Origin of the sequence: Hydrocarboniphaga daqingensis, assembly GCF_900129825.1 — a bacterium.
GTDB classification, from domain to species: Bacteria; Pseudomonadota; Gammaproteobacteria; order Nevskiales; family Nevskiaceae; genus Hydrocarboniphaga; species Hydrocarboniphaga daqingensis.
The window spans coordinates 394,117-417,455 of sequence record NZ_FQWZ01000003.1 but is presented as its reverse complement, the minus strand read 5'-3'; the positions used below and the strand labels follow the sequence as shown (position 1 = coordinate 417,455).

Here is a 23,339-nt window from a genome sequence, read left to right as displayed (position 1 = left end):
TCTACAATCAAATAAGAAGGGATCAATTGATGGAAACTCAGTCCAGCACGATGGACATCGCCTGCAAGATCGTGGTCGCGGCGCTTGAGTCGAAGACGCTGTCTTTGCAGCCCGACCCCCGCGTGCGGCAGAACACGCTGGATCATGATGCAGCCCAGATCGCCCGCGCGTTCACGCTGATCCACGACGCCGTTTTCAACGAACACCGGCGTATCTCCGGACAGAAGTGACCCGACTTCGCAGTGGCCTGAGTTGCCAACCAACGGGCGACGGCTGTACAGGCTGGTAGGGGATGCCGCTATCGGGGATCGCGCCCTCCTTACGCTCCGTACTTCGGCATAGCCTCGCCCGCCTCGATCACGGGGCGCTTGGTTTTATTGTCCGGTGGTGGGTTGGGCTGATTATTCTGTTGTTCAAGCCGTTTGCCCGATCGGGCGCCTTGCCCCTGCGCCCGTTACGCGGTCTGGAAGAACATCCCGAGTACGAAGAAGGGCTGCCACTGGAACCAGTCGGGTCGGCCTGGGTCGCCATCGATGCCGATCCATGTTTTGCCGTCGCGCTGCCATGGTGGCGCCTCCCACGGGGCTGGTGTCGCGTTCGGGTGTCGGTCGATGCGCTACGAGGCAGCGGCTGCGTGAAGCTGTATCGAGACAGCCGCGGGGGGTTCAGCGAGCGCACTCAGGTGTTGTTGGGTATCGCAGGACACCGCGGCGAAATCGAATGCGTCTGCTTCATGCCGCTGGGCTTGCGCCGGCTGCGTTTAGATCCGACCGAGCACGCTGGCCCGTTTAGCTTGGGCTGCCTTTCGATTACCTCTCTAGGCCTCGCGGACCAATTCATCCTGACGCTACGTGGCATCTACCGCCGCACACGTCACCGTCTTTCACCTCTTTACTGGCAGCTTCGTGGTGTGGCCAATCGCCCCCTGCTGCAGCCCTATCAGCGCATCGTTGACTACCGCGATTGGGTGAATTCTGTCGAGCCCACCGAAGACGATTGCGATCGGATGGCGATGAAGGCGGCCAAAGAGGAAGGTCCTACATTCTCGATCGTAATGCCGGTCTATAACCCAGAGCTTGCGCAGCTGATCGAGGCCATCGCGTCGGTGATGGCACAGACCTATCCCCACTGGGAACTGTGTATCTGCGATGACGCATCAACCGAACCCGATGTCTGGACCCAGATTTCCGAGCTGGCGGAGCGGGAGCCCCGGCTCAAAGTTCAGCGCCATGTCGTCAACGGTGGTATTGCGCGTGCTTCATCCGCCGCGCTGACATCGGCGACCGGGGACTACATCGCGTTCCTCGACCAAGACGACACCCTTGCGCGCTGGGCACTGGACCGTATGGCCCGTGCGCTTCGACAGTTTCCTGAAGCCGCGTTGCTCTACTCCGACGAGGATAAGATCGACGAGAACGGTCAGCGCTGCGAGCCGCATTTCAAGCCGGCGTGGAATCCGGACTTACTGCACTCAATCAACTACTTCGGTCATATGCTGGTGGTGCGACGCGACGTGGTCGAAGCGGTCGGCGGCTTCAGAGCCGGATTCGATGGCAGTCAAGACTACGACCTCGTACTGCGCTGCGTTGATGCCATAAGACCGGATCAGATTGTTCATGTACCCGGTGTGCTCTATCACTGGCGAAAGTCACACGGCTCGACCGCCCAAGTCCTCGGAGCCAAAGCCGGCGCACATCCGAGCGGGATCGCTGCGCTGAGTGAGCACATGGCGCCGATCGGTGCCCACGTTTCTGACGGGCCGTTTCCGACCAGTTATCGGGTTCGGTACCCAATGCCGTCGCCCGCCCCCCTCGTGTCCATCATGATTCCGACGCGCGACGGGGGTGATGCGCTTGAGCGCTGCATCGACAGCATCCTGAGGCGCACGCTGTACCCGGCTTACGAGATTCTGATCATCGATAACCAGTGCGCGGACCCCCGCACGCTGTCGTTGTTGTCGCGCTATCAGCTGGATCGTCGTGTTCGCGTGATTAGCTACGACGCTCCGTTCAATTTTTCCGCGGTCAACAATCTCGGAGCAAAGGAAGCGATAGGCGACGTCCTATTGATGCTCAATGATGACGTCGAAGTTCTGACAGGTGACTGGCTCAACGAGATGGTTCCGCGGCTTTACCAGCCCGGTGTCGGCGCTGTCGGTGCCAAGCTGATGTACCCCGATGGACGCATTCAACATGCAGGCGTCATCCTTGGGGTCGGCGGCGTCGCCGGCCACAGCCACAAGTACTATCCGCGCCACCATTTGGGTTACTTCGGCCGGCTGGTCCTGCCACAGACCGTCTCCGCCGTAACGGGCGCCTGTTTGCTAGTGAAGAAGGCCGACTATCTAGCGTTGGGGGGCCTGGACGAAGTCAATCTGGCGGTGGCGTTCAATGACGTGGACTTTTGCTTGCGGTTGGCAGAACGCAAGCTACGGACCGTGTGGACCCCTTACGCCGAACTCCTGCATTTTGAGTCTCTGTCCAGAGGGCAGGAGGACACTCCCGAAAAGCGGCTGCGCTTCGCCGCCGAAGTTCAGTACATGAAAACCCGTTGGCGTGATCTGCTGCTGCATGACCGGAGCTACAACCCGTGCCTGACGCTGGAGCACGAAGACTTGTCACTGTCTTTGGAAGCGCCCCATTACCTGCAACTCGACGCACGCTGATCCCAACTTGACCGCCCAAACCACCCAAGCTCCACCCGAGCTCGACCTCTCCAAGCTCGATAACACGGGCTTTCTTCGCATCAACTGGCCCGGCCCGCCGCCCGCCGAACGGACGCTGATCGTGCTCGGCGTGGCGCGCAGCGGCACGACGATGGTATCGGGCGCTCTCCATCACCTCGGCATCGATATGGGCATGGGCGGTAAGCCCAATACCGTCTACGAGGACGTCGCGCTGAGCGAGGCGGTAGAAGGCAAGGACACGAACCGCCTCAAATCTCTAATCGCACAGAAGAACGCTGAAAGGAAGGTTTGGGGCTGGAAGCGCCCATCGGCCTATGAGCACATCGAGCGCGTCAAGCGTCAGTTCCGCAATCCCGAGTTTCTCGTGATTTTCCGGGACGTCTTCGCCATCGCGAACCGCAACCGAATCTCGGTGCGCAGCGATCTTCTGGCCAACATGGCTCACACGGTAGAGCAGTACCGTCAATTGATGGCCATCATCTCCAAGAGCAACGAGCGAATGGCGTTGATCTCCTATGAGAAGGCGATGCTGAATCCGGGACGCTTCGTGGGGCAGTTGGCCGCCTATGCGGGTGTTTCCGACCAGAAACACATTCGAGCCGCACGCCGCTTCGTCCGCGAAACACCGGCCGATTATCTGATGACGTCGCGCACCTGGGGAGGATACGGCTTCCTAGACCGCGCAGAAGCCAGCTTCGTATCAGGATGGGCCATGATGCGAGGCACCACGGAACCCGTGTCGATCGACGTCTGGATCAATGACCAACACGCGGGAACGGTGCTCGCAAACCAGTTTCGCAAAGACTTGGCACAGAAAGCTCACCCCACCGGCGAATGCGGCTTTCGGCTGGTGTTGCCCGACGACCGTCGACTCAAGGAAGGTGACGTGGTCCGCGTGCGCATCAAGGGCGAGGTTAAGGACGTCAACAACAGCCCCCGAACCTACGTCGGCAAGGCCTAGGCTAGCGCCCACGGCGCACGCACGACGTAGCGCTGGCAACGATATCCCTGTCTGAGAAAGGCCATGTCTGAGTTGCCGCAACCACCATCGTTTCTGTTGCTTTGCTCGACCGGGCGCGCCGGCAGCACGCTGACGATGCGGATTCTGTCGCAGCACCAGGATGTCATGGTGCGTGATCGCTTCCCATACGAAACACGATTTCGCCAATACGCCGAAGCAGGCGCACTCAACGGCAGCGTCAGCGTCAGCCAGGCGCCCGAACCGCATGGTCCGGTGGCCTACGCCCCGTGCCAGGGTGAAGACCAAGAGGCAATTGAATGGATTCGGGAACAGGGTGCCCGGCACGCACCTTCAGCCGGCGCCGCCCTGGCTTTTTACAAGCACCTCGCCGACGCACAGGACAAGACCACGCCGAGATGGATCGCCGAGAAGGCCATCGGGATCAAACTCAGCACGCACCTGCTGGAAACCGACCCGCAGTGCCGCGCTCTGTTTCTGTTCCGCGACCCGCGCGACGTTTACTTTTCCATGAAGGCTTTCAACCGCAAGGCGCCGTACTCCTCCGGCTTTGGCGAGACGAACGGCAACGAGGCCATGTTTCGCAGCATCGTGTATTCGTGGCGCCGGTTCACGCAATTGCGCCAAGCATTTCCTGGGCGCATCTACCGGTGCAACTACGAATCGATCACGGCAGGGCGTGCGGCCTACTTTCAGCGCTTGTTCGAATGGCTCGGCGTCCGTAACGACTTACCGTATCTGCGGCAGATGCTCAGACAGGCTCTCGAGCGCGATCCACTGACCGAGCATCACAGCACCACCGAATCCGCAGAGCAGTCGATCGGGCGATGGCAGACCGAGGCGGACGACCAAGACCGCGCGCTGTTTCTGTCGTTCGCGTCGGATATCGCGGCGATGGGCTACGACGTTTAGCCACTAAACTGTCACGGATGACGCCGATCAGCTCCGCCTTGGATTACGTGCGCGCCACCGGCGGGCCAATCACGACGTATGCGACGTCGCAGTCCTATCGACGCCGCCCTGCAAGGCTCTGGAACCAAGCGATTGCACCCCAGTTCGCGGCGCGCTACGGCCAACTCGACGCGGTGCTGGGCTGGCAAGGCTTAGTGAGGTTCAGCGAGGCCACCGTCGTCGGCGACGGGTATCTGTTCACGTCCGACGGCACACTGATCAGCGATTCGATCCCTGGTGGGCCTCACGCGCCGTGGCCCACCAACCAACGCGCTGCACACGAGCAATTCGATCGATTGCGGGCGAGCACACAAGCCATCACCAGCGAGCGCCCTGCCCTGTTACTGCGTCAAGTCGGCGCTGGCAACTACGGACACTGGTTGATGGATGCGCTGCCCCGATTCATCGCGGCACAGCGTGCATTACCCGAGCTTGACGCGGTGTGGGTCCATCCTCGCAATCTGGATCTTGCGCAGCGAACGCTCCAAATGATCGCGCCTGGGGTCGCCGTCAGGCCCCTCGCCGATAGCGTACGGTTTGCTCAGTTGTGGTGGCCGGCGCTTTGCAGCGATCCACCGGCCGTTCACAGTCCGGCCAGCGTTCCTGATCTGCGGCGTGCCTTCGCTGGTTGGGCTCGCAGGTCTGCATCGCCCCGGCGCCTGTTTGTCGGACGCGATGATGTCGGCAATCGACGGCTGACCAATGACGACGCGGTGTGGACGGCGCTGGAGAAGCGAGGATTCACCCGAGTCAACTGTGGTTCGATGTCGATCAGCGATCAGATCGATACCTTTGTCGGTGCCGATATCGTCGTGGGAATTTTGGGAGCTTCGCTGACCAATGCCCTATTCAGTCACAGTCTGAAGCGATTCATCGTGCTGTGCCCGTCCACGATGCCTGCGCTGTTCTACTGGGATCTGGCGCACCACTTATCAGTCGACATCGATCTGATCTTTGGCCGCGCGATCGACGCACATAATCCGACCGGCAGTGACTTCGAGTTGCCCATTTCCGTGCTGGAGCAGGTCCTGGACTCAACATGCTGAATCGCAGTCGCAGCGAAAGATCGTTCGGTATCGTGGTCGTGTGTTACGGACCGCCAGCCGATCTCGCCGATCGCCTCTCCCGCCTGCTGGATCAAACGCCCCACTTGGTACTGGTCGACAACGGACCTGCGGAGGAACAGGCGCAACGTGGCGCCGAGTACGCATTCTTTGCCTGCGACCGCTTCACTTGGATTCGGAATCCGCGCAATGAGGGCATTGCCAAAGCACTGAATCAGGGTGTCAGACATCTGCAATCGCTCGGACTGCATTGGGCACTGACGCTCGACCACGACAGCATGCCGATCGGCAGCATGATCGACACACTGCTTGACCAAGCCGATCAAGCGGTACACACCGACGTCGCCGCCTTTGTTCCGCGGGTGCGGTACCAGTTAGCTGACGTCGAATGCCGATGGCCGGTTACATCGGGCCGCTGTCGGCTGCGATTCAAACTGACATACGCAAACCGAATGACAGGGCCGACCGCTGTTGATCTGGCCATCAGCTCCGGCATGTTGCTGAGCGTAAAGAGCTGGGCCGAGATCGGCGGATTCCGGGAAGGCCTTTTTATGGACTTGGTCGATACCGAGTACTGCTTGCGCGCTCGCCATCATGATCAACGGATTATCGCCGTTCCCCGCGCGGAGCTACAGCATGCGATCGGGAACATGGAGCGGCGATCGATGCTCGGCCTACTGAAGGCGTACCCCACGCACCATGCAGCGATCCGCCACTACTACCTCGCAAGAAACCGAGTGTTTCTGTGGAAGGCACACGGCCGACGCTTTCCGAGTTGGGCCGCTTACGAGTTGATCTCAGGCGCGAAGCTGCTCGCCAAGTCACTCGCGTACGAACCAGATCGCTGGACCAAGCTCAAGGTGACGGTCCGCGGCACCTACGATGGCTTGATGACTCGAGTACCTCCGCTACAGGGTGGCGGTGCTGCGGCAACGCGTCGCGACTAGCGATGCATCGGAGTCCTAGTCGGCAATCTCGCGGAGATAACGGCCATAACGGGTTTTGCCGAGTGATGCGGCGCGCGCCAACAGGTCTTCGCGGCCGATATTGCCCATGTTGTAGGCAATCTCTTCGGGGCAACAAATCAGCTGGCCCTGACGCTCCTGGAACACCTGTATGAAGTTGGACGCATCGAGCAGGGCTTCCGGCGTTCCGGTGTCGAGCCACGCAAAGCCGCGACCCATCCGTTCGACATAAAGCTGTTGCCGCTCCAAGTAGACAGCGTTCACATCGGTAATTTCCAGCTCGCCTCTGGCCGAGGGCTTGAGCTTTTGCGCGATCTCAGTGACTTCCGCGTCGTAGAAATACAAACCGGTGACCGCGAAATCGGATTTCGGATGCTTGGGCTTTTCTTCGAGACTTACCGCACGGCCAGTGGAATCAAACTCGACGACGCCGTAACGCTCCGGATCTCTCACTTTGTACGCATAGACCGTGGCGCCCGTGGTACGCATCGCGCCTTCTAGCAACAACTCCTGAAGGCCGTGACCAAAGAACAGGTTGTCGCCGAGCACCAATGCACAGGGCTGCCCCTGCAGGAAGTCGCGGCCGATGACGAAGGCCTGAGCGATGCCGTTCGGACGTCGCTGAATCGCGTACTCGATTTTCAGCCCAAACTGACTGCCATCGCCGAGCAGGGACTGGAAGTGGACTCGGTCGCGCGGCGTGCTGATCAGCAATACCTCGCGAATGCCCGCGAGCATCATTACGCTCAGCGGGTAGTAGATCATCGGCTTGTCGTAGACCGGCAGCAGCTGCTTGCTGGTGGCGATGGTCATCGGATGCAAGCGGGTACCGGAACCACCCGCGAGGATGATTCCCTTGCGCGGCGGCACTGTTGAGGCGATCGGCTTCAAGTCTTCTCCAATTCGATTTGGCAGTAAAACGCGGGATTAGGGATCAGAGTTCAATCGGCCGCTCGGACGCTAGAACGCATGCGACGGCCAACACCGCAGTGCTGCGTAGCAGCGATCAAGCCTCAGACGGCGCTTCGATGCTGGCTTTCTTGCTACGAAGCAACGGAAGCGAGACCGAGCGAAAGCGAACCAGGGAGCGGTAGAGGACGACATAGCTGAGGGCAAACAGGCCGCAGCACAGCATCAGGCTTTGAGATTCATCCCAGAACAACAGCGCAGGAATTGCACAGGCGATCGCCAGAAGCCAGATATGCGCCGAGGTCGTCGAACTACGCAGTACCTGACGCCGTACCAGATCGGTCGTCACGTCGACACGCGGGACAACCCGGAAGTACACCAAGTTGTGCAGGTGTAACCGGTCCGCCGTTCCGGGGGAGATTTTTTGAATGACGACCCGGCGATAGGCAGAGTAAACCGTCTCCCACACCGGATACATGACCAGCAGCATCGGGAACCAAGGGGATACATCGGGATTTCGTGACACGAGCATGATCGACAGCACGGCTATCAACATGCCGGTGAAGTAAGCCCCGCCATCACCCATGAAGAGGCGGCCAAACGGGAAGTTCCAAACGAAAAAACCGAACATCGAGGCAGCGCCCACGGTAGCAGCGCACATGACGAACGTATCGTCGACCTGAAATGCAACGGCCGCCAAACTGCTCAACACGATCATGGCGATAAAGCTGCTCAAACCGTTGCAGCCGTCAATGATGTTGAAAGCGTGCGACACACCAGCCACAGCAACCAGCATGAATCCGAAGCCGACCGCCGGATGCAGCAGCAGCAGATAATCAAGCGCATCGATACCCAGGCTGAGCAACGAGACATCAAGCAACCAGTACGCGAGCGCGGCAGAGATCATGGTCACCAGCAATCGGATCATGGTGCTGACCGATTGGGTAAAGTCCTCAAGGAGCCCAATCAGCAGCGCAGGCATCAAAGAGAGCGAGAGAACAAAAAATACGTCGGTCTGATAGTTGCCCAACCAAGACAACACCGCCCCACCAGAAAAAAATCCAGCCGATACGGCGATGCCGCCCAGCCGAGGAACACAGTGATCGTGGCTCTTATATTGAGCTTGGTTGCAATCGACGCCGATCCCAAACGCACGAGCGCCCAAGATGGTGACGTAGCCGACGATTATCCCCAGCACGGTCGCTGCGGTAGCCCCAATGAGCAGCTCCACTCCCACCCCCAAATCCCTCAATCGTCGACGACGGCCGGTTCGCGGCCGACCCCAGGCATCAGTCGTCACACCTTCGATGATAGCAGAGCGCCCTACTCACACCTATGACGACGCCGTCACTCTTTCGCCTCACGACCTAGCAACTTTCTCGCCATGGCGCGTCCGACCCTGCACCGGCTAGCAAGCCACCGGCACCCACCATGGCCTGTTGCTGGGGTTGCGATATCGATCCAATCGTCAAGCCGTGCACCACCGAAGAAACAAAATACATCGAATCGAGTGTGGCGCAGGACCGAGCCAATAATCGACACAATTCGTTAACCAATTTGATATCCCACTGGCGGTCGTTGAGCACACCGGAATAAAATCAGGCGGGAATTGACAATAGACATTGATTCCCGTAATAAAACCAACGCATTCTCCCAAAAAACTGGATTAATAATGCCTTCCTATAACGATCTTTTGAAGCAAATTGAGTCACTGACCCAGCAGGCTGAGGAACTGCGCAAGCAGGAAATCGCAGCGGTTATCGCCGAAATCAAACAAAAGATGCATCAGTACGGGCTGAGCATGTCCGACATAACCGACGGTCGTGGCGCAATCCGTTCGGTTAAGAAAAGCATGTCCAAAGGCGCGAAGGTCGCCGCAAAATATCGCAATCCGGCATCGGGTGAGACTTGGTCGGGCCGCGGCCGCACGCCCAAGTGGCTGGCAGAAGCTGAATCAGCCGGCAAAAGCCGGGACTCCTTTGCCGTGTAACGGTGCCGCAGCAGGTTTGCTGATGTAGCCTAAGTCTCGTTAGAGGCGCGGAGAGCCATGACGGTGTCGGCTTGTTCGACTTAGACTGTCCACGTCCACCTCGAATTATCCCTCATGACTCTTATCGTGACCGGCGCCGCCGGCTTTATCGGATCCTGCGTCGTACGGCAGTTGGTCGCCGAAACCGACGAGTTGGTGGTCAGCGTCGATGCGCTGACCTATGCAGGCAACCCGCTGTCCTTGGGCGATGCGCAAGCATCGCCCAAGCACCGCTTCGAGCACGCCGACATTCGAGACCAGCCTCGGATGCAGGCCATTTTCGAGCAATATCAACCGCGTGCGATCCTTCATCTGGCCGCCGAAAGCCACGTGGACCGGTCCATTCATGGACCTGCAGAGTTCGTCAGCACGAACGTCGTCGGGACGCTGACGCTGCTGCAGGTTGCGCTCGATTACTGGCGCGGTCTGCCGGAACCCCGCCGTAGCCAATTCCGGTTTCAGCACATCAGCACCGACGAAGTGTTCGGCTCGCTGTCTGCGACCGACCCTGCGTTCGAGGAAACCACGGCCTACCAGCCCAACTCGCCGTATTCGGCCAGCAAGGCAGGATCGGATCATCTGGTCAGGGCTTGGCACCATACGTATGGTTTGCCGACGCTGATGACCAACTGCAGCAACAACTACGGGCCTTACCACTTCCCGGAAAAACTGATCCCGCTGATGATTCTGAATGCCTTGGATGGCAAGCCGCTCCCGGTTTACGGAGACGGCCAGAACGTGCGCGACTGGCTCTACGTGGAAGACCATGCCCGCGCGCTGCGGCTGGTACTGGAAAAGGGCCGCCCTGGCGAGACCTATAACGTCGGAGGCGCAGCCGAGCGCAAAAACATCGAAGTCGTCGATACGCTCTGCAACATTCTGGATGAATTGCACCCGCAGTCCGGTCCTCATCACCGCCTGATTACCTACGTAACCGATCGACCGGGACATGATCGGCGCTACGCGATCAATTTCACCAAACTGGAATCCGAACTCGGCTGGCGGCCCCAGGAAAACTTCGAAACGGGACTGCGTAAAACGGTCCAGTGGTATCTGGATAATCCGGAGTGGGTCCAGTCGGTCCGCAGCGGCGAGTATCGAAACTGGCTCGAGATGAATTATGCGGGGCGAACACAAGCGGCCTGAAGCCCGCCCCACTTCGTCGTGCTCCGCCAACCACCCTGATACCCCATTCGATGAACGTCCTTCCAACCGCCATTCCTGATGTCGTGATCTTTGAGCCGAAGGTTTTCGGCGACGCCCGCGGATTCTTTTTTGAAAGCTTCAACGCAAAGGTGTTCTCGGAGGCGACGCGTACGAGCGCCGAGTTCGTCCAGGACAACCATTCTCGATCCACACGAGGTGTACTCCGCGGGCTCCACTATCAGATCGTGCAGCCCCAGGGAAAACTGGTGCGCGTGGTCAGTGGCGAGGTGCTCGACGTGGCTGTCGATCTCCGGCGCAGCAGCAGCACGTTTGGCCGCTCGGTCGCGGTTCGTCTGTCGGGCGACAACAAACGCCAGCTTTGGGTCCCGCCCGGCTTTGGCCACGGCTTCGTGGTGCTGAGCGAATCGGCCGATTTTCTGTACAAGACAACCGACTTCTATGCGCCGGCGCATGAGCGCTGCATCGCCTGGAACGATCCCGACCTGGCAATCGATTGGCAGTTGCCCGCCGATCTTTCACCGTCGCTGTCTGCCAAAGACGCGGCGGGCGTTCGGTTTAAGGATGCCGAGGTTTACGCCTGATGCGCCATAACAAGCCGACCATTCTGATCACCGGGAAAGACGGGCAGGTCGGCTGGGAATTGCGCCGGACGGTTGCGGCACTGGGCAACGTGGTGGCGCTCGACCGTCACCAAATCGATCTGTCCCGGCCCGAGATGGCGGCTGATGTCGTGCGCCGTCTGAAACCCAGCGTGATCATCAATGCGGCCGCACATACAGCGGTCGACAAGGCCGAATCTGAGGAAGCGCTCGCCTATCAGATCAATGCGGCGTCACCGGCCGCCATGGCCGAGGAAGCCCGGAAACTCGGCGCGCTGTTCGTGCACTACTCCACCGACTATGTGTTCAACGGGCGTGCGTCCGAGCCTTACACCGAAGGCGCCGCAGTCGCACCCGTTTCGGCTTATGGACGATCCAAGGAGGCTGGAGAAGCGCTCGTGCGCCAAACTGGTGCGCGCCACCTGATTCTGCGTACTGCTTGGGTCTACGGAACGCGCGGCAAGAACTTCATGCTGACGATGCTGCGCCTTGCCAAAGAACGCGACCGCCTTCGAGTCGTGGGCGACCAGGTTGGCAGCCCGACCTGGAGTCGACTCATTGCCGAGACCACCGCTGCTTTGGTCGTCAAAACGCTCGACGAGCCGGTCGCCGACACCCTGAACCTGACCTCGGGCGGTCAGACCAGCTGGCATGGCTTCGCCTCGGCCATCATCGAATCGGGCGCTCGGCATGGCCTGTGTCCCCTGATCCCCGTTGATCCAATCGCATCGTCGGAATACCCGACGCCGGCGCACCGGCCGGCATACTCGGTGCTTTGTCCCGACAAGCTCCGCAATCAGTACCGGCTGGAAATGCCGCACTGGACCGATACACTGGAGCTGGCACTGGCCGATCTAGCCCAACGCTGATCCGCTTCGAGACTGCCCGGCAGGGGGCCGGCAGTCGTTTCAACATCACTACGATAATAACGAACCAATGAACGATCTTTGGCTGAACGCCGGTGCTGGCTTGGGCGTGGGCATCCTGGTGGGGCTGACCGGCGTCGGAGGCGGCTCGCTGATGACGCCGATCATGGTGCTGCTGTTCGGCGTCGCGCCTGCAACCGCCGTCGGCACTGACCTTTGGTTCGCCGCCATCACCAAGATCGTGGGCGGCTGGGTGCACGGCAAAAAGGGGACGATTGACTGGGAGGTGCTGCGTCGTATGTTCTACGGCAGCCTGCCAGCCGCGATACTGACCTTACTGTGGCTGCACTACTCGGGTGCCGGCACCAGCCACAGCAAACTGATGATGCAGACCTTGGGCTTCGTGCTGATCCTGACCTCGGTTGCAGCGGTCTTCCGCACCAAGTTCCATGCGCTCGGCGAACGCATCCGCAGTCGCAAGCCGATCGAGTTCAAAACGGCTCAGCCCGTGATGACCGTGGTGGCCGGCGCGGTGCTCGGCTTTCTGGTCACGTTCACGTCGATCGGCGCCGGCGCTTTGGGCGCGGTGATGTTGCTGTACCTGTATCCGCGCCGGCTGACTGCCAGCAGCTTGGTGGGTACGGACATCGTGCATGCGATCCCGCTGACGATTCTCGCGGGCACAGGACACCTGTTGATGGGCAACGTCAACGTGAATCTGCTGGGAGCCCTGCTGATCGGCTCAGTGCCCGGCATCATCATCGGGTCTCTTGCCAGCGCAAAGGTGCCAGAGAAGCTGCTGCGCTCGGGCATCTCGCTGATCTTGGTCGCCGTCGGGCTGAAGATGATCCTGAGTTAGCCGCCGTCCACAGCGCCGGCGCGGCCGCCTCAGCGGCCGGCTTTGTACTCCGGAATCTGGAACGTCTTGCGCATGATCGTTTCGAGCTGCGCGTCCGACAGCAGGCGCTTCATGATGCCCATCGGTTTGACGTCATTGCCGACGTAATGCATCGGCTTCCACTTCTTCAGGTCGAGAATCTTCAGCGTCTGTTCGACGGCCTGTTCCGGTGAGCTGCCTTTGGCTTCCAGGAAGTCAGGCAAAACCTGCAGCACGGTCTTGCCGAGCACGGGTTCGTAGATCTTGCGGATCGCCTCGGGCTGCTGATTCCAAGTGACCTTGGAATTGGCGTGTGAATTGGCCGACATCGCGGTCAGCACGCCGCCGGGGATGATCGATGTGACCTGAATGCCGAACGGCGCCAGCTCGTGACGCAGCGTCATTGTCAGGCCGTGGATGGCGTGCTTGGTCATGTTGTACGCACCCGCCGACACCGGGTTCGACAAGATCGCGCCCGAGCTGTAGTTGGCGATGCGCGAGCCTGGCGCGTTCTGCCGCAGCATCGGCAGGAAGGCCTGCACGACACGTACCTGGCCGAACAAGTTGATCTGGAACAGCCGTTCCATCGCCTTCAAGTCCGCCGCCTCGACGACACCGACGGCGACGTTGGCGACGCCGGCGATATTCATCAGCAAATCCAGGCCGCGACCGCCAAGCGCCTTGCGCACGACTTCGGCGCTGGCGTTGACCGACTCGGTGCTGGTGACGTCCTGCTCGACGACGGTGATGTTGGGCCCGTTGACCAGATCGGTCGGCGCGCCCGGCAGCACGCCGGCAAACACATGCCAGCCGCGTGCGGCGAGTTGCTTGGTCAGGAGGTTGGACTGGCCGACGTTGGCGCCGGTAAGGAAGGCGGTCTTGTTCATGACGCCATCGTCGAGCACTGCCTGCGCGCCGGCTTCGTCCGAAGCAAGTAGCGCCCGCCCGCCACCGCTGCGTTAACCCGGCTTGGGCGCCGTAACCAGCATGGACTGCGCGACGGTCTTGACCTGGGCCGCGCTGCTGCCAAAGTCGACCGGCTCGGGAATCACGATGCCGCGCTGCACCGCCGGGCGGGCGCGGATGCGCTCGACCCAAGCCTGCAAGGCCGACAGATCGTCGATCGACACGCCCGCCCAGTCGTGCAGCGATACCCAGGTCCAGTTGGCGATATCGGCGATCGAGTAGTCGCCACATAGAAACTCGCGGCCCTGCAACTGCGTATCGAGCACGCGATACAAGCGCTTGGTTTCGGCTTGATAGCGGTCGATCGCGTACGGAATCTTCTCCGGCGCGTAGCGAAAAAACACGTTGGCTTGGCCCTGCATCGGCCCGATGCCGCCCATCTGGAACATCAGCCACTGGATCACTTGCGACCGGCCTTTGACGTCGGCCGGCAGCAGGCGGCCGTATTTTTCGGCCAGATAGATCAGGATCGCGCCCGACTCGAACACCGCAAAGTCGCCCGCGTCACGGTCGACAATCGCCGGAATGCGGCCGTTGGGATTGATCTTCAGATAATCAGGCTGCTTCTGGTCGCCGCGACTCAGCGACACGGCATGCACCTGATACGGCACAGCCAGCTCTTCGAGCAGGATCGAGGCCTTCCAGCCGTTCGGGGTTGCGGCGGTGTAGAGGTCAATCATCGGCTGTTCTCGTCAGAATCCAGCAGTGGCACCCGCTGGCATTGCACCCGATCGCCAACACGGATGACGCCACCCGCGATCACTCGGGCTGTGACGCCGCCATGCCCGCGCATCGCGTTGTAGGCGCCCTCGCCCAGCGTGGCTTCCATCTTCGAGCAGGGATCGCAGGGGCCGGTGATCTGCACGCGGACCGCCTCGCCGATACACAACTCCAGCGGCTGGTCCTTGAACAGTGACCGCGCGGCGACCAGGTTCAGGCCCGACACCACCAGGTTGCGCCGCAACAGCGCCGGATCGACGGCGGGCACCCCGATCAGCGCCGCGATCACCGGCAGATGCTCGGCCTGGATCAACGTCAGCTGCCGGTTGCTGCCGCCAGCGCGCGACGATGCCCGCGCGGCGATCCGGTCACCCTGCAGCCCGCGGCCGGCTATCGCCAGCACCTCGTCGACGGCCGAAATCGGCACGTCGCGCGCCGGTCGTAGCAGGATGGCGTCGATGCGTCCATCGCGCGGAAAGCAGCGCGTCAGTTCTCGTAGTTCAGACATTGCCAGAGCATAGAGGAAGGCGCGCACGATTCCTGCGCCGACCCGTTATTGAGGCGTCGCGTAAACTGCCTACCGTTCCTTCCCCTCATCTTGGCTTTGAACATGATCACCACGGCATCCGGCTTGACCTACGAAGACACCATTGTCGGCACCGGCGCCGAAGCGGTCGCCGGGCAGCGCGTCAAAGTGCACTACACCGGCTGGCTTTATCAGGATGGCGCGGCGGGCGCCAAGTTCGATTCGAGCAAGGATCGCGGGCAGCCTTTCGTGTTCGGCTTGGGCGCCGGGCAAGTGATTCGCGGCTGGGACGAAGGCGTGCAAGGCATGAAGGTCGGCGGCACGCGCCGCCTGGTGATTCCGTCGGATCTCGGCTACGGCCCGCGCGGCGCTGGCGGCGTGATTCCGCCCAACGCCACGCTGCTGTTCGAAGTCGAACTGCTCGGCGTCTGATCGCAAGCCGGTTCGACCGATACCCGGCGCCGCGGTGCGGCGCCTCCATGCGGATGCTTCGACGATGAATGTTCTGGTGTTTCTTGGTGCGCTGATCGGCGCGCTGTCCGGAGGATGGCGCGGCATGCTGATCGGCGGTGCCATTGGCTATCTGCTGGCCCGCGTGCTGCCGCCGCTACTGTTCAAGGCGGCGGCCGGCAAGCTGCAGCAGGTTCAGACCCAGTTTCTCGATTCGACATTCGCCGTGATGGGCGCGATGTGCAAGGCCGACGGCCAGGTGACGCACAACGAGATCGACGTCGCCGAGCGGCTGTTCGCTCAGCTGCGCTTGTCGCCCGCGATGCGTGAATCGGCCATCGCGGCGTTCAACCGCGGCAAGAGCGATGGCTTCGACCTGGACGCCGAAGTCACCCGATTCGCCGCCGCATCGCGCGGCCAGCGGATGCTGCATCAGATGTTCATTCAGGTGCAGTTGTCAGCCCTGGCAGCCGACGGCCAAGTACACCCGGCCGAGCACGCGTTGCTGGTCCGTATCGCGCGCGGGCTGGGCCTGAGCGAACAAGAGCTGCTCAGCCTGGAAGCGATGCTGCGTGGCGGCGGTGATGCGGGCAGCAGCAGTAGCGGCCGAGCCCATCAAGCCAGCGCGCTGGAAGACGCCTACCGCGTGCTCGGCGTGTCGCCGTCGGCCAGCGACAGCGAGGTCAAACGTGCCTATCGCGTGCTGATGAGCCAGAACCACCCGGACAAGCTCGCGTCCAAGGGGCTGCCGGACAGCATGCGTGAAATGGCCGAGCAGAAGACCCGCCAGATCACCACGGCCTACGATCGCATCGAGCGCTCGCGCCGTGCGTCGGCGGCCACAGCCGCCGGATGAACGCGGCTCCGGGCAAAGCGGCGCGGCCCAACCAGATCAACCCCGACAAGCTCTACCTGAGCAAGTGGACGGCGGTGGTACCGCAAAACCGCGAGAAGCATTTTCTGGTGACCAAGCTGCTGCTCGACGAAGAGGAGAACGTCATCGGCTGCGTGCTGGAAGCGGTGCTGACGAATCGCGAACAGCGCCTCGACTGGCGTGTGCTGAAGGACCGCGCCTGCTGGCAACCCGGCTGGCGCTGAACCGCGCAGCGCCGCCGTGGAAGATGGTCAGCGTAGTTGCAGGCTGTCGCCGACGACGCGCACCTTGGCGCCGATCGCGATGCCTTGCAGGTCGGTGAGCTTGACGCTGCGATAACTGCCGTCATCCATCGTCACGCCGACGCTGTACAGGTTGCTGGCGCGCACGCCGCGCTCGATCTGGTGACCGGCCATGCCGCCGGCAATGGCGCCGACGCCGGTGGCCACGTCCTTGCCCCTGCCGCCGCCGAACTGGTGGCCGATCACACCGCCGAGCACGGCACCCGCAACCGCACCCAGGCCCGAACCCTCGCCTTTCTCGCGGACTTCGTCGATTGCGCTGACGGTGCCGCAGTCGGCGCAGCGCATCGGCTGCGGCGGAGGTGGTGGCGCGTACTGCGGCACTGCGGCTTGCTGCTGCTGCGCCAACTGTGCGGCGCGCGCTTCGGCAGCGGCCTTGTCGCGCGCGGCTTGGGCGCGCTTGGCGGCGGCAGCCTTCTGTTGCTGCTCGGCACGTGCCGCAGCAGCGGCAGCTGCCGCCTGTTCGGCCTTCAACTGCTCGGCCTGTTGCTGCGCCAAGCGCGCTTGTTCCTGCGCCGCCAGCGTTTCGGCTTGAGCCTTGGCCAGCGCCTCGGCATTGGCCTTGGCCAGCGCCGCTTGCTCCGCTGCCAGCGCTTCGGCGGCGGCCTGCTCGGTTTGGCGATCGGCAGCGGGCTGGCAGCCGGCAACGAGCGCGCCGAGCAGCAGGCTGGTCAGCCACAAGCGAATCGGTCGTGATGTCATCGGCAGGCTCCGGCCGCAGGCTTCCAACAAAGAGAGTTCAAGCAGGCGAATGCGACTTGCGCGGGGTCCATCACCGCACTCGATCGCTCACCACATCAGGTCATCGGGAACGACGAAGTCCTTGTACGGATCGTTCTCGTCGACCTGGGCCGGCTCGTCGTTGCGGGGCGGGATCACGGCGTGCGGATCTCGCTCCTTGATGCGCTCGGCGACCGCGGCCGGCACCAGCTCGTAACGGCCGTCGCAACGGACGATCGCGATCGTGCCGGCGATCAACTGATCGCGCTGCTGCGGCGTCACCGGCAGCCGGCGGATGCGCTTGCCGTCCTTGCCGTCGACGAAGTTGTACAGCAGGTCGCTCTCGACTTTCGGCAGCCGGTTCTGGTCGACCAGCTGCTTGACCTGGGCGCGGCGTGCCTTATGCTCGGCCTTTTCTCGCTGAATGCGGTTGAGTTCGGCGTCGCGCGCAGCCTTGGCCTCGGCGGCTTTCTGCGCCGCCAGCTTTTGCGGGTCGACCGCAGCGGCGGCCGGATTGCGGGCTTGATCGCGCCGCTGATGATGCTGCTGCTTATTAGCGGCTTTGGCCTGCTTTTCGTTGATCAGGCCGGCCTGCAACAGCTGGTCGCGTAGGGACAGACTCATGGTGTGCTCGCATGCAATGACGGGTCCCAGTGGCGCCGTGGCACCGCCGGACGTGCATCGTCGGCGCAGCCGGGGGTCGGTCGCAAGCGCAGAGGCTCACACACCGGCCGCCAATACCCGGTGAAGTCCTCAGGCGCCGACCTCGCGGAGGGCGTACAAGCCCTGATGCGCCGCGGCATTGCATCGCCGTGTGTGGCCGCCGTCCACCGCGCGCGCAGAACGGATGCACAAGGGACGCATCACTGGATCGGCACCCCCGATCGCTCAATCAAAGGGATTTTGCGCATGCAACACCACAAGCTTCTGGTCAGCCTCGGCTTGGCCCTCAGTCTGCTGGCCGTCAACAACGGCGCCCAGGCCGCCCCGGATCTCAATGCCGCGCCGGTCAAGCGCGCTTTGGCGCTGATCGCGGCCCAACCCAAACGAATCAACGGCAGCGGCGCCGACACCTACGCCGCGCGCGATTGGATCGTCGACCGCAGCGGCGCCGAACATGTGCGCTTCGACCGCCGGTACCGCGGCCTGCCGGTGCTCGGCGGCGATTTCGTCGTGCATCAGGACGCCTCCGGCCGGCTCGCCAGCGTGTCGCAGACGCTGACGCGGCCGCTGAATGTCGATCTGAAGGCCGCGTTCACCGAAGCCGATGCGATCCGGGTTGCCGAAGCGGCATTCACCGGCACGCGCGAAGGCCGCGCGATCGTGTCCAAGCTGATCGACGCACGGAGCACGCCGGCCGTACTGGCCTACGACGTGCGCTTGGCGGGCGTTACCGAAGACGGCACGCCAACGCGGCGTCACTGGCTGGTCAACGCCGGCACGCTGGCGCTGATCGACGGCTGGGACGAAGTCCAGACCGCTGCCGCCACCGCGACCGGCAACAGCCTGCTGTCCGGCGTGATCGCCCTGACCACCGACAGCCAAAGCAGCGGCGGCTACGTGCTGCGTGATCCGAGCCGGGGCGGCCAAGCCACGGTCGACCTGCGCAACACGCGCTTGGCGGTGCTGGCCAAGGCCTACACCGACAGCGACAACGTCTGGGGCGACTTCACCAACAGCGACCGGGCGACGGTCGGCGTCGACGCGGCCTACGGCGCCGCGCTGACCTGGGATTACTTCCTCGCGCAGTTCGGCCGGCGCGGCATTGCTGACGATGGCGTGGGTGCTACATCGCGGGTGCATTACGGCCGAAACTACGTCAACGCGTTCTGGGACAACGGCTGCTTCTGCATGACCTATGGCGATGGCGACGGCGGCAGCTATCTGCCGCTGGTGGCAGTGGATATCGCAGGCCACGAAATGACCCATGGCGTGACGTCGCGCACCGCCAATCTGACCTACTCCGGCGAGTCAGGCGGCCTCAACGAGGCGATGTCCGACATCTTCGGCACGCTGGTCGAGTACGCGGCCAACAACAGCATCAGCACGCCCAACTATCTGATCGGCGAACGCATCTATACCGCCAACAACGGCAGCCCGACGCCGACGCAAGCGCTGCGCTACATGTTCAAGCCCAGCCTCGACAACAAGTCGCCGGATTGCTACGTCGGCAACATCGGCAACCTCGACGTGCACTACTCGTCCGGCGTGGCCAATCACTTCTTCTACCTGCTGACGCAGGGTGCGGTATCGCCCCCTGGCTTCACGCTGGCGCCGTCGGCACTGGTCTGCAACGGCAACACCGCAATCCGTCCGATCTCGCGCGACCAAGCCGCCCAGATTCTGTACCGGGCGCTGACGGTCTACATGACCTCGTCGACCGGCTATGCCGGCGCGCGCAGCACCACGCTACAAGCAGCAGCCGACCTGTACGGCACCCAGTCAGCGGCCTACACGGCGGTCGCCGCGGCTTGGGCGGCGGTCGGCGTCAACTAACGGGCCCCACGGCACCGCAAGTCGCCACGGCAATCAAAGCGACGTTTAGGCCGCATCGCCCCCAAACCGGCGATGCGGCCCTTTTTGTGCGTGCGACAAGCTCATGAAACTGCTACTCGAGGCCGGCCCGCTGCTGGGCTTTCTGCTGGTCTATGCCGCGGCCGGGATCTATGCGGCGACGGCCGCGATGGTGCTGCTGTCGACGCTGGCCGTGTTGATCGGGCGCTGGCGCAGCGGGCATTACAGCCGGCTGTCGCTGTTCACGTTACTGGTATCGGCGCTGCTCGGCGGGCTGACGCTGACGCTGCGTGACCCGCGCTTCATCCAGTACAAGCCGACGATCGTGCTCGGCGCGTTTGCGCTGGCACTGGGCGCCACGCAATGGACCGGCCGGCGCGTTGCGCTGCAGACGATGTTCGGCGCCGTGCTGACGCTACCCGAGCCGTTGTGGCGCCGCTTGAATCTGGCGTGGGCGCTGTACTTTGCGGCCCACGCGGTGATCAACATCGCCGTCGCGCACTACTGCAGCCTCGAAACCTGGGTCTACTTCAAGGTGTTCGGCTTCGGCGCACTGACCGCGCTGTTCGCGGTGCTGCACTTGCCACTGATCTGGGGTCCGCTACGCGCGGCGGTCCAAGCCCGCCGCGCGGCGACTGCGGTGCGCTAGACCACGACCCGATAACACGGCACATAGGCCTTGCCGGGCAGCTTCATCCGGTTCTGGCGGACGAAGGCTTGCAGCAAGGCGTCAAGCGGCTTGAGCACCGCCTCGTCACCGTGGATGTCGAACGGCCCGTGATCCTGCACGGCCTGGATCGTGTCGGCTTTGACGTTGCCGGCGACGACGCCCGAAAACGCGCGGCGCAGGTTGGCGGCCAGCTTGTGCTTGTCCTGGTCCAGATGCAGATCGAGCTGTCGCATCGCCTCGTGCGTCGGTCGGAACGGCCGCTGCAGATCGTGCGGTACTTTCAGCGCCCAGTTGAAGTAGTAGGCGTCCTTGCTTTGCTTGCGAAACGCGCTGACGGTCTGCATGTCGTGGGCGATGCGCTGCGCCACCGCGGCCGGGTCGTCGAGGATGATCGTGTAGCGGCGACGCGCCGCCTCGCCGAGCGTGGTGCCGATGAAGGCGTCGATTTGCTCGAAGTACGCCGCTGCGCTGGCCGGGCCGGTGAAGATCAGCGGGAACGGCACATCAGCGTTGTCCGGATGCAGCAGGATGCCGAGCAGGTACAGGATTTCTTCGGCGGTGCCGACGCCGCCCGGGAACACGACGACCACATGGCCGACGCGCACGAACGCTTCTAGCCGCTTTTCGATGTCGGGGCAGACGACCAACTCGTTGACGATCGGGTTGGGTGATTCGGCCGCGATGATGCCCGGCTCGCTGATGCCGATGTAGCGGCCGGTCTTGATGCGCTGCTTGGCGTGGGCGATCGTGGCGCCCTTCATCGGCCCCTTCATCGCACCTGGCCCGCAGCCGGTGCAGATGTTGAAGCCGCGCAAGCCGATCTGATAGCCGACCTGCTTGCTGTAGTCGTATTCCTCGCGCGATATCGAATGACCGCCCCAGCAAACGACCAGGTTCGGCTCGATCCGCGGCAGCAGCAGGCCGGCATTGCGCAGGATATGAAACACCGCGTCGGTCAGACCTTCGGTCGTTTCGAGATCGAAGCTCGGGTTCTCCATCAGGTCGTTGCTGACGAACAGAATGTCGCGCAGCACAGCGAACAAGTGCTCGCGAATGCCGCGGATCATCTCGCCGTCAACGAAGGCGATCGCCGGGGCACCGGTCAGCTGCAGCTGGATGCCGCGCTGTTCCTGCACGATCTTGATGTCGAAGTCCGGATAGCGCTCCAGCAACTCTTTGCCGTCGTCGAGAAAGCTGCCGCTGTTGAGCACGGCCAGCGCGCTGTTGCGGAATACCGGGTACAAGCCACCGGCGCTGTGGTCGAGCAGCTTGTGGATCTCGGCTTTGGACAACACGCGCAGCCGGCCTTCGGGCGAGACTCGCGCATCAACGACGTCGTGCTTCATGAGCAGGGCGCTCTCCTGGATAGTTGGGTTTTGTTGCGACCGCGGCCTGCGTGATACGCGCAAGTCGCGGCCAGGGCAAGCCGGCAAGGCCGCGCGCCGTCAGGCGGCGGCCGCCAGCCGATCGCGTACCTGCGCGGCGATCTCGAACGAGTGCAGGCGCTCAGCATGGTCATGGATCATCGCGGTCAGCATCAGCTCGTCGGGCTGGTACTGCTCGAGGAACGCGCGGATGCCGCGTTCCACGGTCGCGGGCGACCCGACCACCGAGCAACGCAGCGCTTGGGCGACACCGGCTTCCTCCAGCGGCGACCAACGGCCGTCCATCGTCGTCACCGGCGCCGGCAGCAGGCCCGGCCGGCCTTGGCGCAAACGCAGAAACTGCAGCTGAAGCGAGCTGAACAGCTGCTGCGCGCGCTCGTCGGTGTCGGCGGCGTAGACGTTCAGCAGCAGCATCAGATGCGGCCTTGGCTGCGCGGCGGACGGCTCGAAGTAGCGGCGGTAGATCGACACGGCCGCGTCGATCTGGTCGGGCGCGAAGTGCGAGGCAAACGCATAGGGCAAGCCCAGCTGCGCCGCCAGTTGGGCGCCGAAGGTGCTGGAGCCGAGAATCCAGACCGGCACATCGAGCCCGTGGCCGGGCACGGCGCGCACCGACTGCTGCGCGGTGGCCTGGCCCAAGTAACGACGCAACTCGATCACGTCCTGCGGAAACTGCTGGCCGGCCGTGGCCAGGTCACGGCGCATCGCCCGCGCAGTGACGCCGTCGGTGCCGGGCGCGCGGCCCAGGCCCAGATCGATGCGGCCGGGATACAGCGATTCGAGCGTGCCGAACTGCTCGGCGATCACCAGCGGCGAATGATTCGGCAGCATCACCCCGCCGGCACCGACGCGGATCGTCGTCGTTCCGGCCGCAACATGGCCGATCACCACGGCCGTGGCCGCGCTCGCGATGCCCGGCATGTTGTGATGCTCGGCGAGCCAGTAGCGCTGGTAGCCCCAACGCTCGGCGTGGCGCGCCAGGTCCACCGTGTCGCGGAACGTGTCGGCGGCGCTGCCGCCTTCGACCACCGGGCACAGGTCCAGAACCGAATACGGAGTGCTCGTCATGTGCGTCCTTGCCGAATCAAGCGTCTCGACAACATGGGGACGCCGCCGCTCG

Annotated in this window: 25 protein-coding genes; 16 read left to right on the top strand and 9 right to left on the bottom strand. The window is 62.8% G+C overall.

All coding sequences use genetic code 11. The features are described from left to right. Positions 1-29 precede the first annotated feature (29 nt). The 6 genes from BUB09_RS07860 (at position 30) to BUB09_RS07835 (ending at position 6,627) form a co-directional block, all read left to right on the top strand. A complete protein-coding gene (locus BUB09_RS07860; RefSeq protein WP_139250178.1) occupies positions 30-230 on the top strand; it encodes a hypothetical protein in 201 nt (66 codons plus the stop codon). 179 nt (positions 231-409) lie between these two features. Continuing rightward, positions 410-2,665: a glycosyltransferase family 2 protein gene (locus BUB09_RS07855; RefSeq protein ID WP_175550131.1), complete on the top strand. Its 2,256-nt coding sequence runs from the start codon at positions 410-412 to the stop codon at positions 2,663-2,665. Between the two features lie 7 nt (positions 2,666-2,672). Then, on the top strand, positions 2,673-3,647 hold the full coding sequence (locus BUB09_RS07850; protein ID WP_072896364.1) for a sulfotransferase: 975 nt from the start codon (positions 2,673-2,675) through the stop codon (positions 3,645-3,647). A 63-nt stretch (positions 3,648-3,710) separates the two neighbouring features. Next, positions 3,711-4,577 (top strand): sulfotransferase, encoded by an 867-nt coding sequence (locus tag BUB09_RS07845; protein ID WP_072896362.1) that lies wholly within the window; start codon positions 3,711-3,713, stop codon positions 4,575-4,577. 17 nt (positions 4,578-4,594) lie between these two features. Beyond that, positions 4,595-5,662, top strand: a complete 1,068-nt coding sequence (locus tag BUB09_RS07840) for a glycosyltransferase family 61 protein (protein ID WP_072896360.1) — start codon at positions 4,595-4,597, stop codon at positions 5,660-5,662. Next, positions 5,656-6,627 (top strand): glycosyltransferase family 2 protein, encoded by a 972-nt coding sequence (locus BUB09_RS07835; RefSeq protein WP_072896358.1) that lies wholly within the window; start codon positions 5,656-5,658, stop codon positions 6,625-6,627. Before BUB09_RS07840 ends, BUB09_RS07835 begins: the two co-directional genes overlap by 7 nt. A 15-nt stretch (positions 6,628-6,642) precedes the next feature. Here the strand turns inward: BUB09_RS07835 and rfbA are convergent, their stop codons facing one another. Then, on the bottom strand, positions 6,643-7,536 hold the full coding sequence (gene rfbA, locus BUB09_RS07830; RefSeq protein WP_072896356.1) for a glucose-1-phosphate thymidylyltransferase RfbA: 894 nt from the start codon (positions 7,534-7,536) through the stop codon (positions 6,643-6,645). A gap of 115 nt (positions 7,537-7,651) precedes the next feature. Next, positions 7,652-8,785 carry an MraY family glycosyltransferase gene (locus BUB09_RS07825; RefSeq protein WP_139250177.1) on the bottom strand — a complete coding sequence of 378 codons (1,134 nt, stop codon included), beginning with the start codon at positions 8,783-8,785 and terminating at the stop codon, positions 7,652-7,654. 441 nt (positions 8,786-9,226) lie between these two features. Here BUB09_RS07825 and BUB09_RS07820 point away from each other — a divergent pair, with 441 nt between their 5' ends. From BUB09_RS07820 to BUB09_RS07800, 5 genes are all read left to right on the top strand, one after another. Then, positions 9,227-9,544 (top strand): H-NS histone family protein, encoded by a 318-nt coding sequence (locus BUB09_RS07820; protein WP_072896355.1) that lies wholly within the window; start codon positions 9,227-9,229, stop codon positions 9,542-9,544. Between the two features lie 114 nt (positions 9,545-9,658). Continuing rightward, a complete protein-coding gene (rfbB, locus tag BUB09_RS07815; RefSeq protein ID WP_072896353.1) occupies positions 9,659-10,729 on the top strand; it encodes a dTDP-glucose 4,6-dehydratase in 1,071 nt (356 codons plus the stop codon). Between the two features lie 50 nt (positions 10,730-10,779). Then, positions 10,780-11,331: a dTDP-4-dehydrorhamnose 3,5-epimerase gene (gene rfbC, locus BUB09_RS07810; protein ID WP_072896351.1), complete on the top strand. Its 552-nt coding sequence runs from the start codon at positions 10,780-10,782 to the stop codon at positions 11,329-11,331. Beyond that, on the top strand, positions 11,331-12,218 hold the full coding sequence (rfbD, locus tag BUB09_RS07805) for a dTDP-4-dehydrorhamnose reductase (protein ID WP_072896350.1): 888 nt from the start codon (positions 11,331-11,333) through the stop codon (positions 12,216-12,218). The genes rfbC and rfbD overlap by 1 nt, the downstream gene beginning before the upstream one ends. Before the next feature lie 67 nt (positions 12,219-12,285). Further along, positions 12,286-13,074, top strand: a complete 789-nt coding sequence (locus BUB09_RS07800) for a sulfite exporter TauE/SafE family protein (RefSeq protein WP_072896348.1) — start codon at positions 12,286-12,288, stop codon at positions 13,072-13,074. Between the two features lie 29 nt (positions 13,075-13,103). Here the strand turns inward: BUB09_RS07800 and BUB09_RS07795 are convergent, their stop codons facing one another. From BUB09_RS07795 to BUB09_RS07785, 3 genes are all read right to left on the bottom strand, one after another. Next, positions 13,104-13,979, bottom strand: coding sequence for an SDR family NAD(P)-dependent oxidoreductase (locus BUB09_RS07795; protein WP_072896690.1), 876 nt, complete (start codon positions 13,977-13,979; stop codon positions 13,104-13,106). Positions 13,980-14,051: 72 nt separating this feature from the next. Continuing rightward, positions 14,052-14,738, bottom strand: coding sequence for a glutathione S-transferase family protein (locus BUB09_RS07790; RefSeq protein ID WP_072896347.1), 687 nt, complete (start codon positions 14,736-14,738; stop codon positions 14,052-14,054). Further along, positions 14,735-15,286, bottom strand: a complete 552-nt coding sequence (locus BUB09_RS07785; protein WP_072896345.1) for an MOSC domain-containing protein — start codon at positions 15,284-15,286, stop codon at positions 14,735-14,737. Before BUB09_RS07785 ends, BUB09_RS07790 begins: the two co-directional genes overlap by 4 nt. Positions 15,287-15,388: 102 nt before the next feature. Between BUB09_RS07785 and BUB09_RS07780 the strand changes: the two genes are divergently transcribed. The 3 genes from BUB09_RS07780 (at position 15,389) to BUB09_RS07770 (ending at position 16,852) form a co-directional block, all read left to right on the top strand. After that, the gene (locus BUB09_RS07780) at positions 15,389-15,736 is read left to right on the top strand and encodes an FKBP-type peptidyl-prolyl cis-trans isomerase (RefSeq protein ID WP_072896343.1); all 348 of its coding nucleotides are present in this window, start codon (positions 15,389-15,391) and stop codon (positions 15,734-15,736) included. Positions 15,737-15,800: 64 nt separating this feature from the next. After that, complete coding sequence (gene djlA / locus BUB09_RS07775; RefSeq protein ID WP_072896341.1) at positions 15,801-16,610, top strand: co-chaperone DjlA; 810 nt, start codon at positions 15,801-15,803, stop codon at positions 16,608-16,610. Beyond that, complete coding sequence (locus tag BUB09_RS07770; protein WP_072896340.1) at positions 16,607-16,852, top strand: TIGR02450 family Trp-rich protein; 246 nt, start codon at positions 16,607-16,609, stop codon at positions 16,850-16,852. Before djlA ends, BUB09_RS07770 begins: the two co-directional genes overlap by 4 nt. Before the next feature lie 27 nt (positions 16,853-16,879). Here the strand turns inward: BUB09_RS07770 and BUB09_RS17485 are convergent, their stop codons facing one another. Both BUB09_RS17485 and BUB09_RS07760 read right to left on the bottom strand, forming a co-directional pair. Continuing rightward, positions 16,880-17,632, bottom strand: a complete 753-nt coding sequence (locus tag BUB09_RS17485; RefSeq protein ID WP_072896338.1) for an outer membrane lipoprotein — start codon at positions 17,630-17,632, stop codon at positions 16,880-16,882. Positions 17,633-17,719: 87 nt separating this feature from the next. Further along, complete coding sequence (locus tag BUB09_RS07760; RefSeq protein ID WP_072896336.1) at positions 17,720-18,274, bottom strand: DUF2058 domain-containing protein; 555 nt, start codon at positions 18,272-18,274, stop codon at positions 17,720-17,722. Between the two features lie 285 nt (positions 18,275-18,559). Between BUB09_RS07760 and BUB09_RS07755 the strand changes: the two genes are divergently transcribed. Together BUB09_RS07755 and BUB09_RS07750 are read left to right on the top strand one after the other, a co-directional pair. After that, positions 18,560-20,146 carry a M4 family metallopeptidase gene (locus BUB09_RS07755; protein WP_072896335.1) on the top strand — a complete coding sequence of 529 codons (1,587 nt, stop codon included), beginning with the start codon at positions 18,560-18,562 and terminating at the stop codon, positions 20,144-20,146. A gap of 103 nt (positions 20,147-20,249) precedes the next feature. After that, positions 20,250-20,813 (top strand): inner membrane-spanning protein YciB, encoded by a 564-nt coding sequence (locus BUB09_RS07750; RefSeq protein WP_072896333.1) that lies wholly within the window; start codon positions 20,250-20,252, stop codon positions 20,811-20,813. Here BUB09_RS07750 and ppnN read toward each other — a convergent pair. After that, positions 20,810-22,180 (bottom strand): nucleotide 5'-monophosphate nucleosidase PpnN, encoded by a 1,371-nt coding sequence (ppnN, locus tag BUB09_RS07745; protein WP_072896331.1) that lies wholly within the window; start codon positions 22,178-22,180, stop codon positions 20,810-20,812. The genes BUB09_RS07750 and ppnN overlap by 4 nt on opposite strands. Positions 22,181-22,279: 99 nt before the next feature. Further along, on the bottom strand, positions 22,280-23,287 hold the full coding sequence (locus BUB09_RS07740) for an LLM class flavin-dependent oxidoreductase (RefSeq protein WP_072896329.1): 1,008 nt from the start codon (positions 23,285-23,287) through the stop codon (positions 22,280-22,282). Positions 23,288-23,339 lie beyond the last annotated feature (52 nt).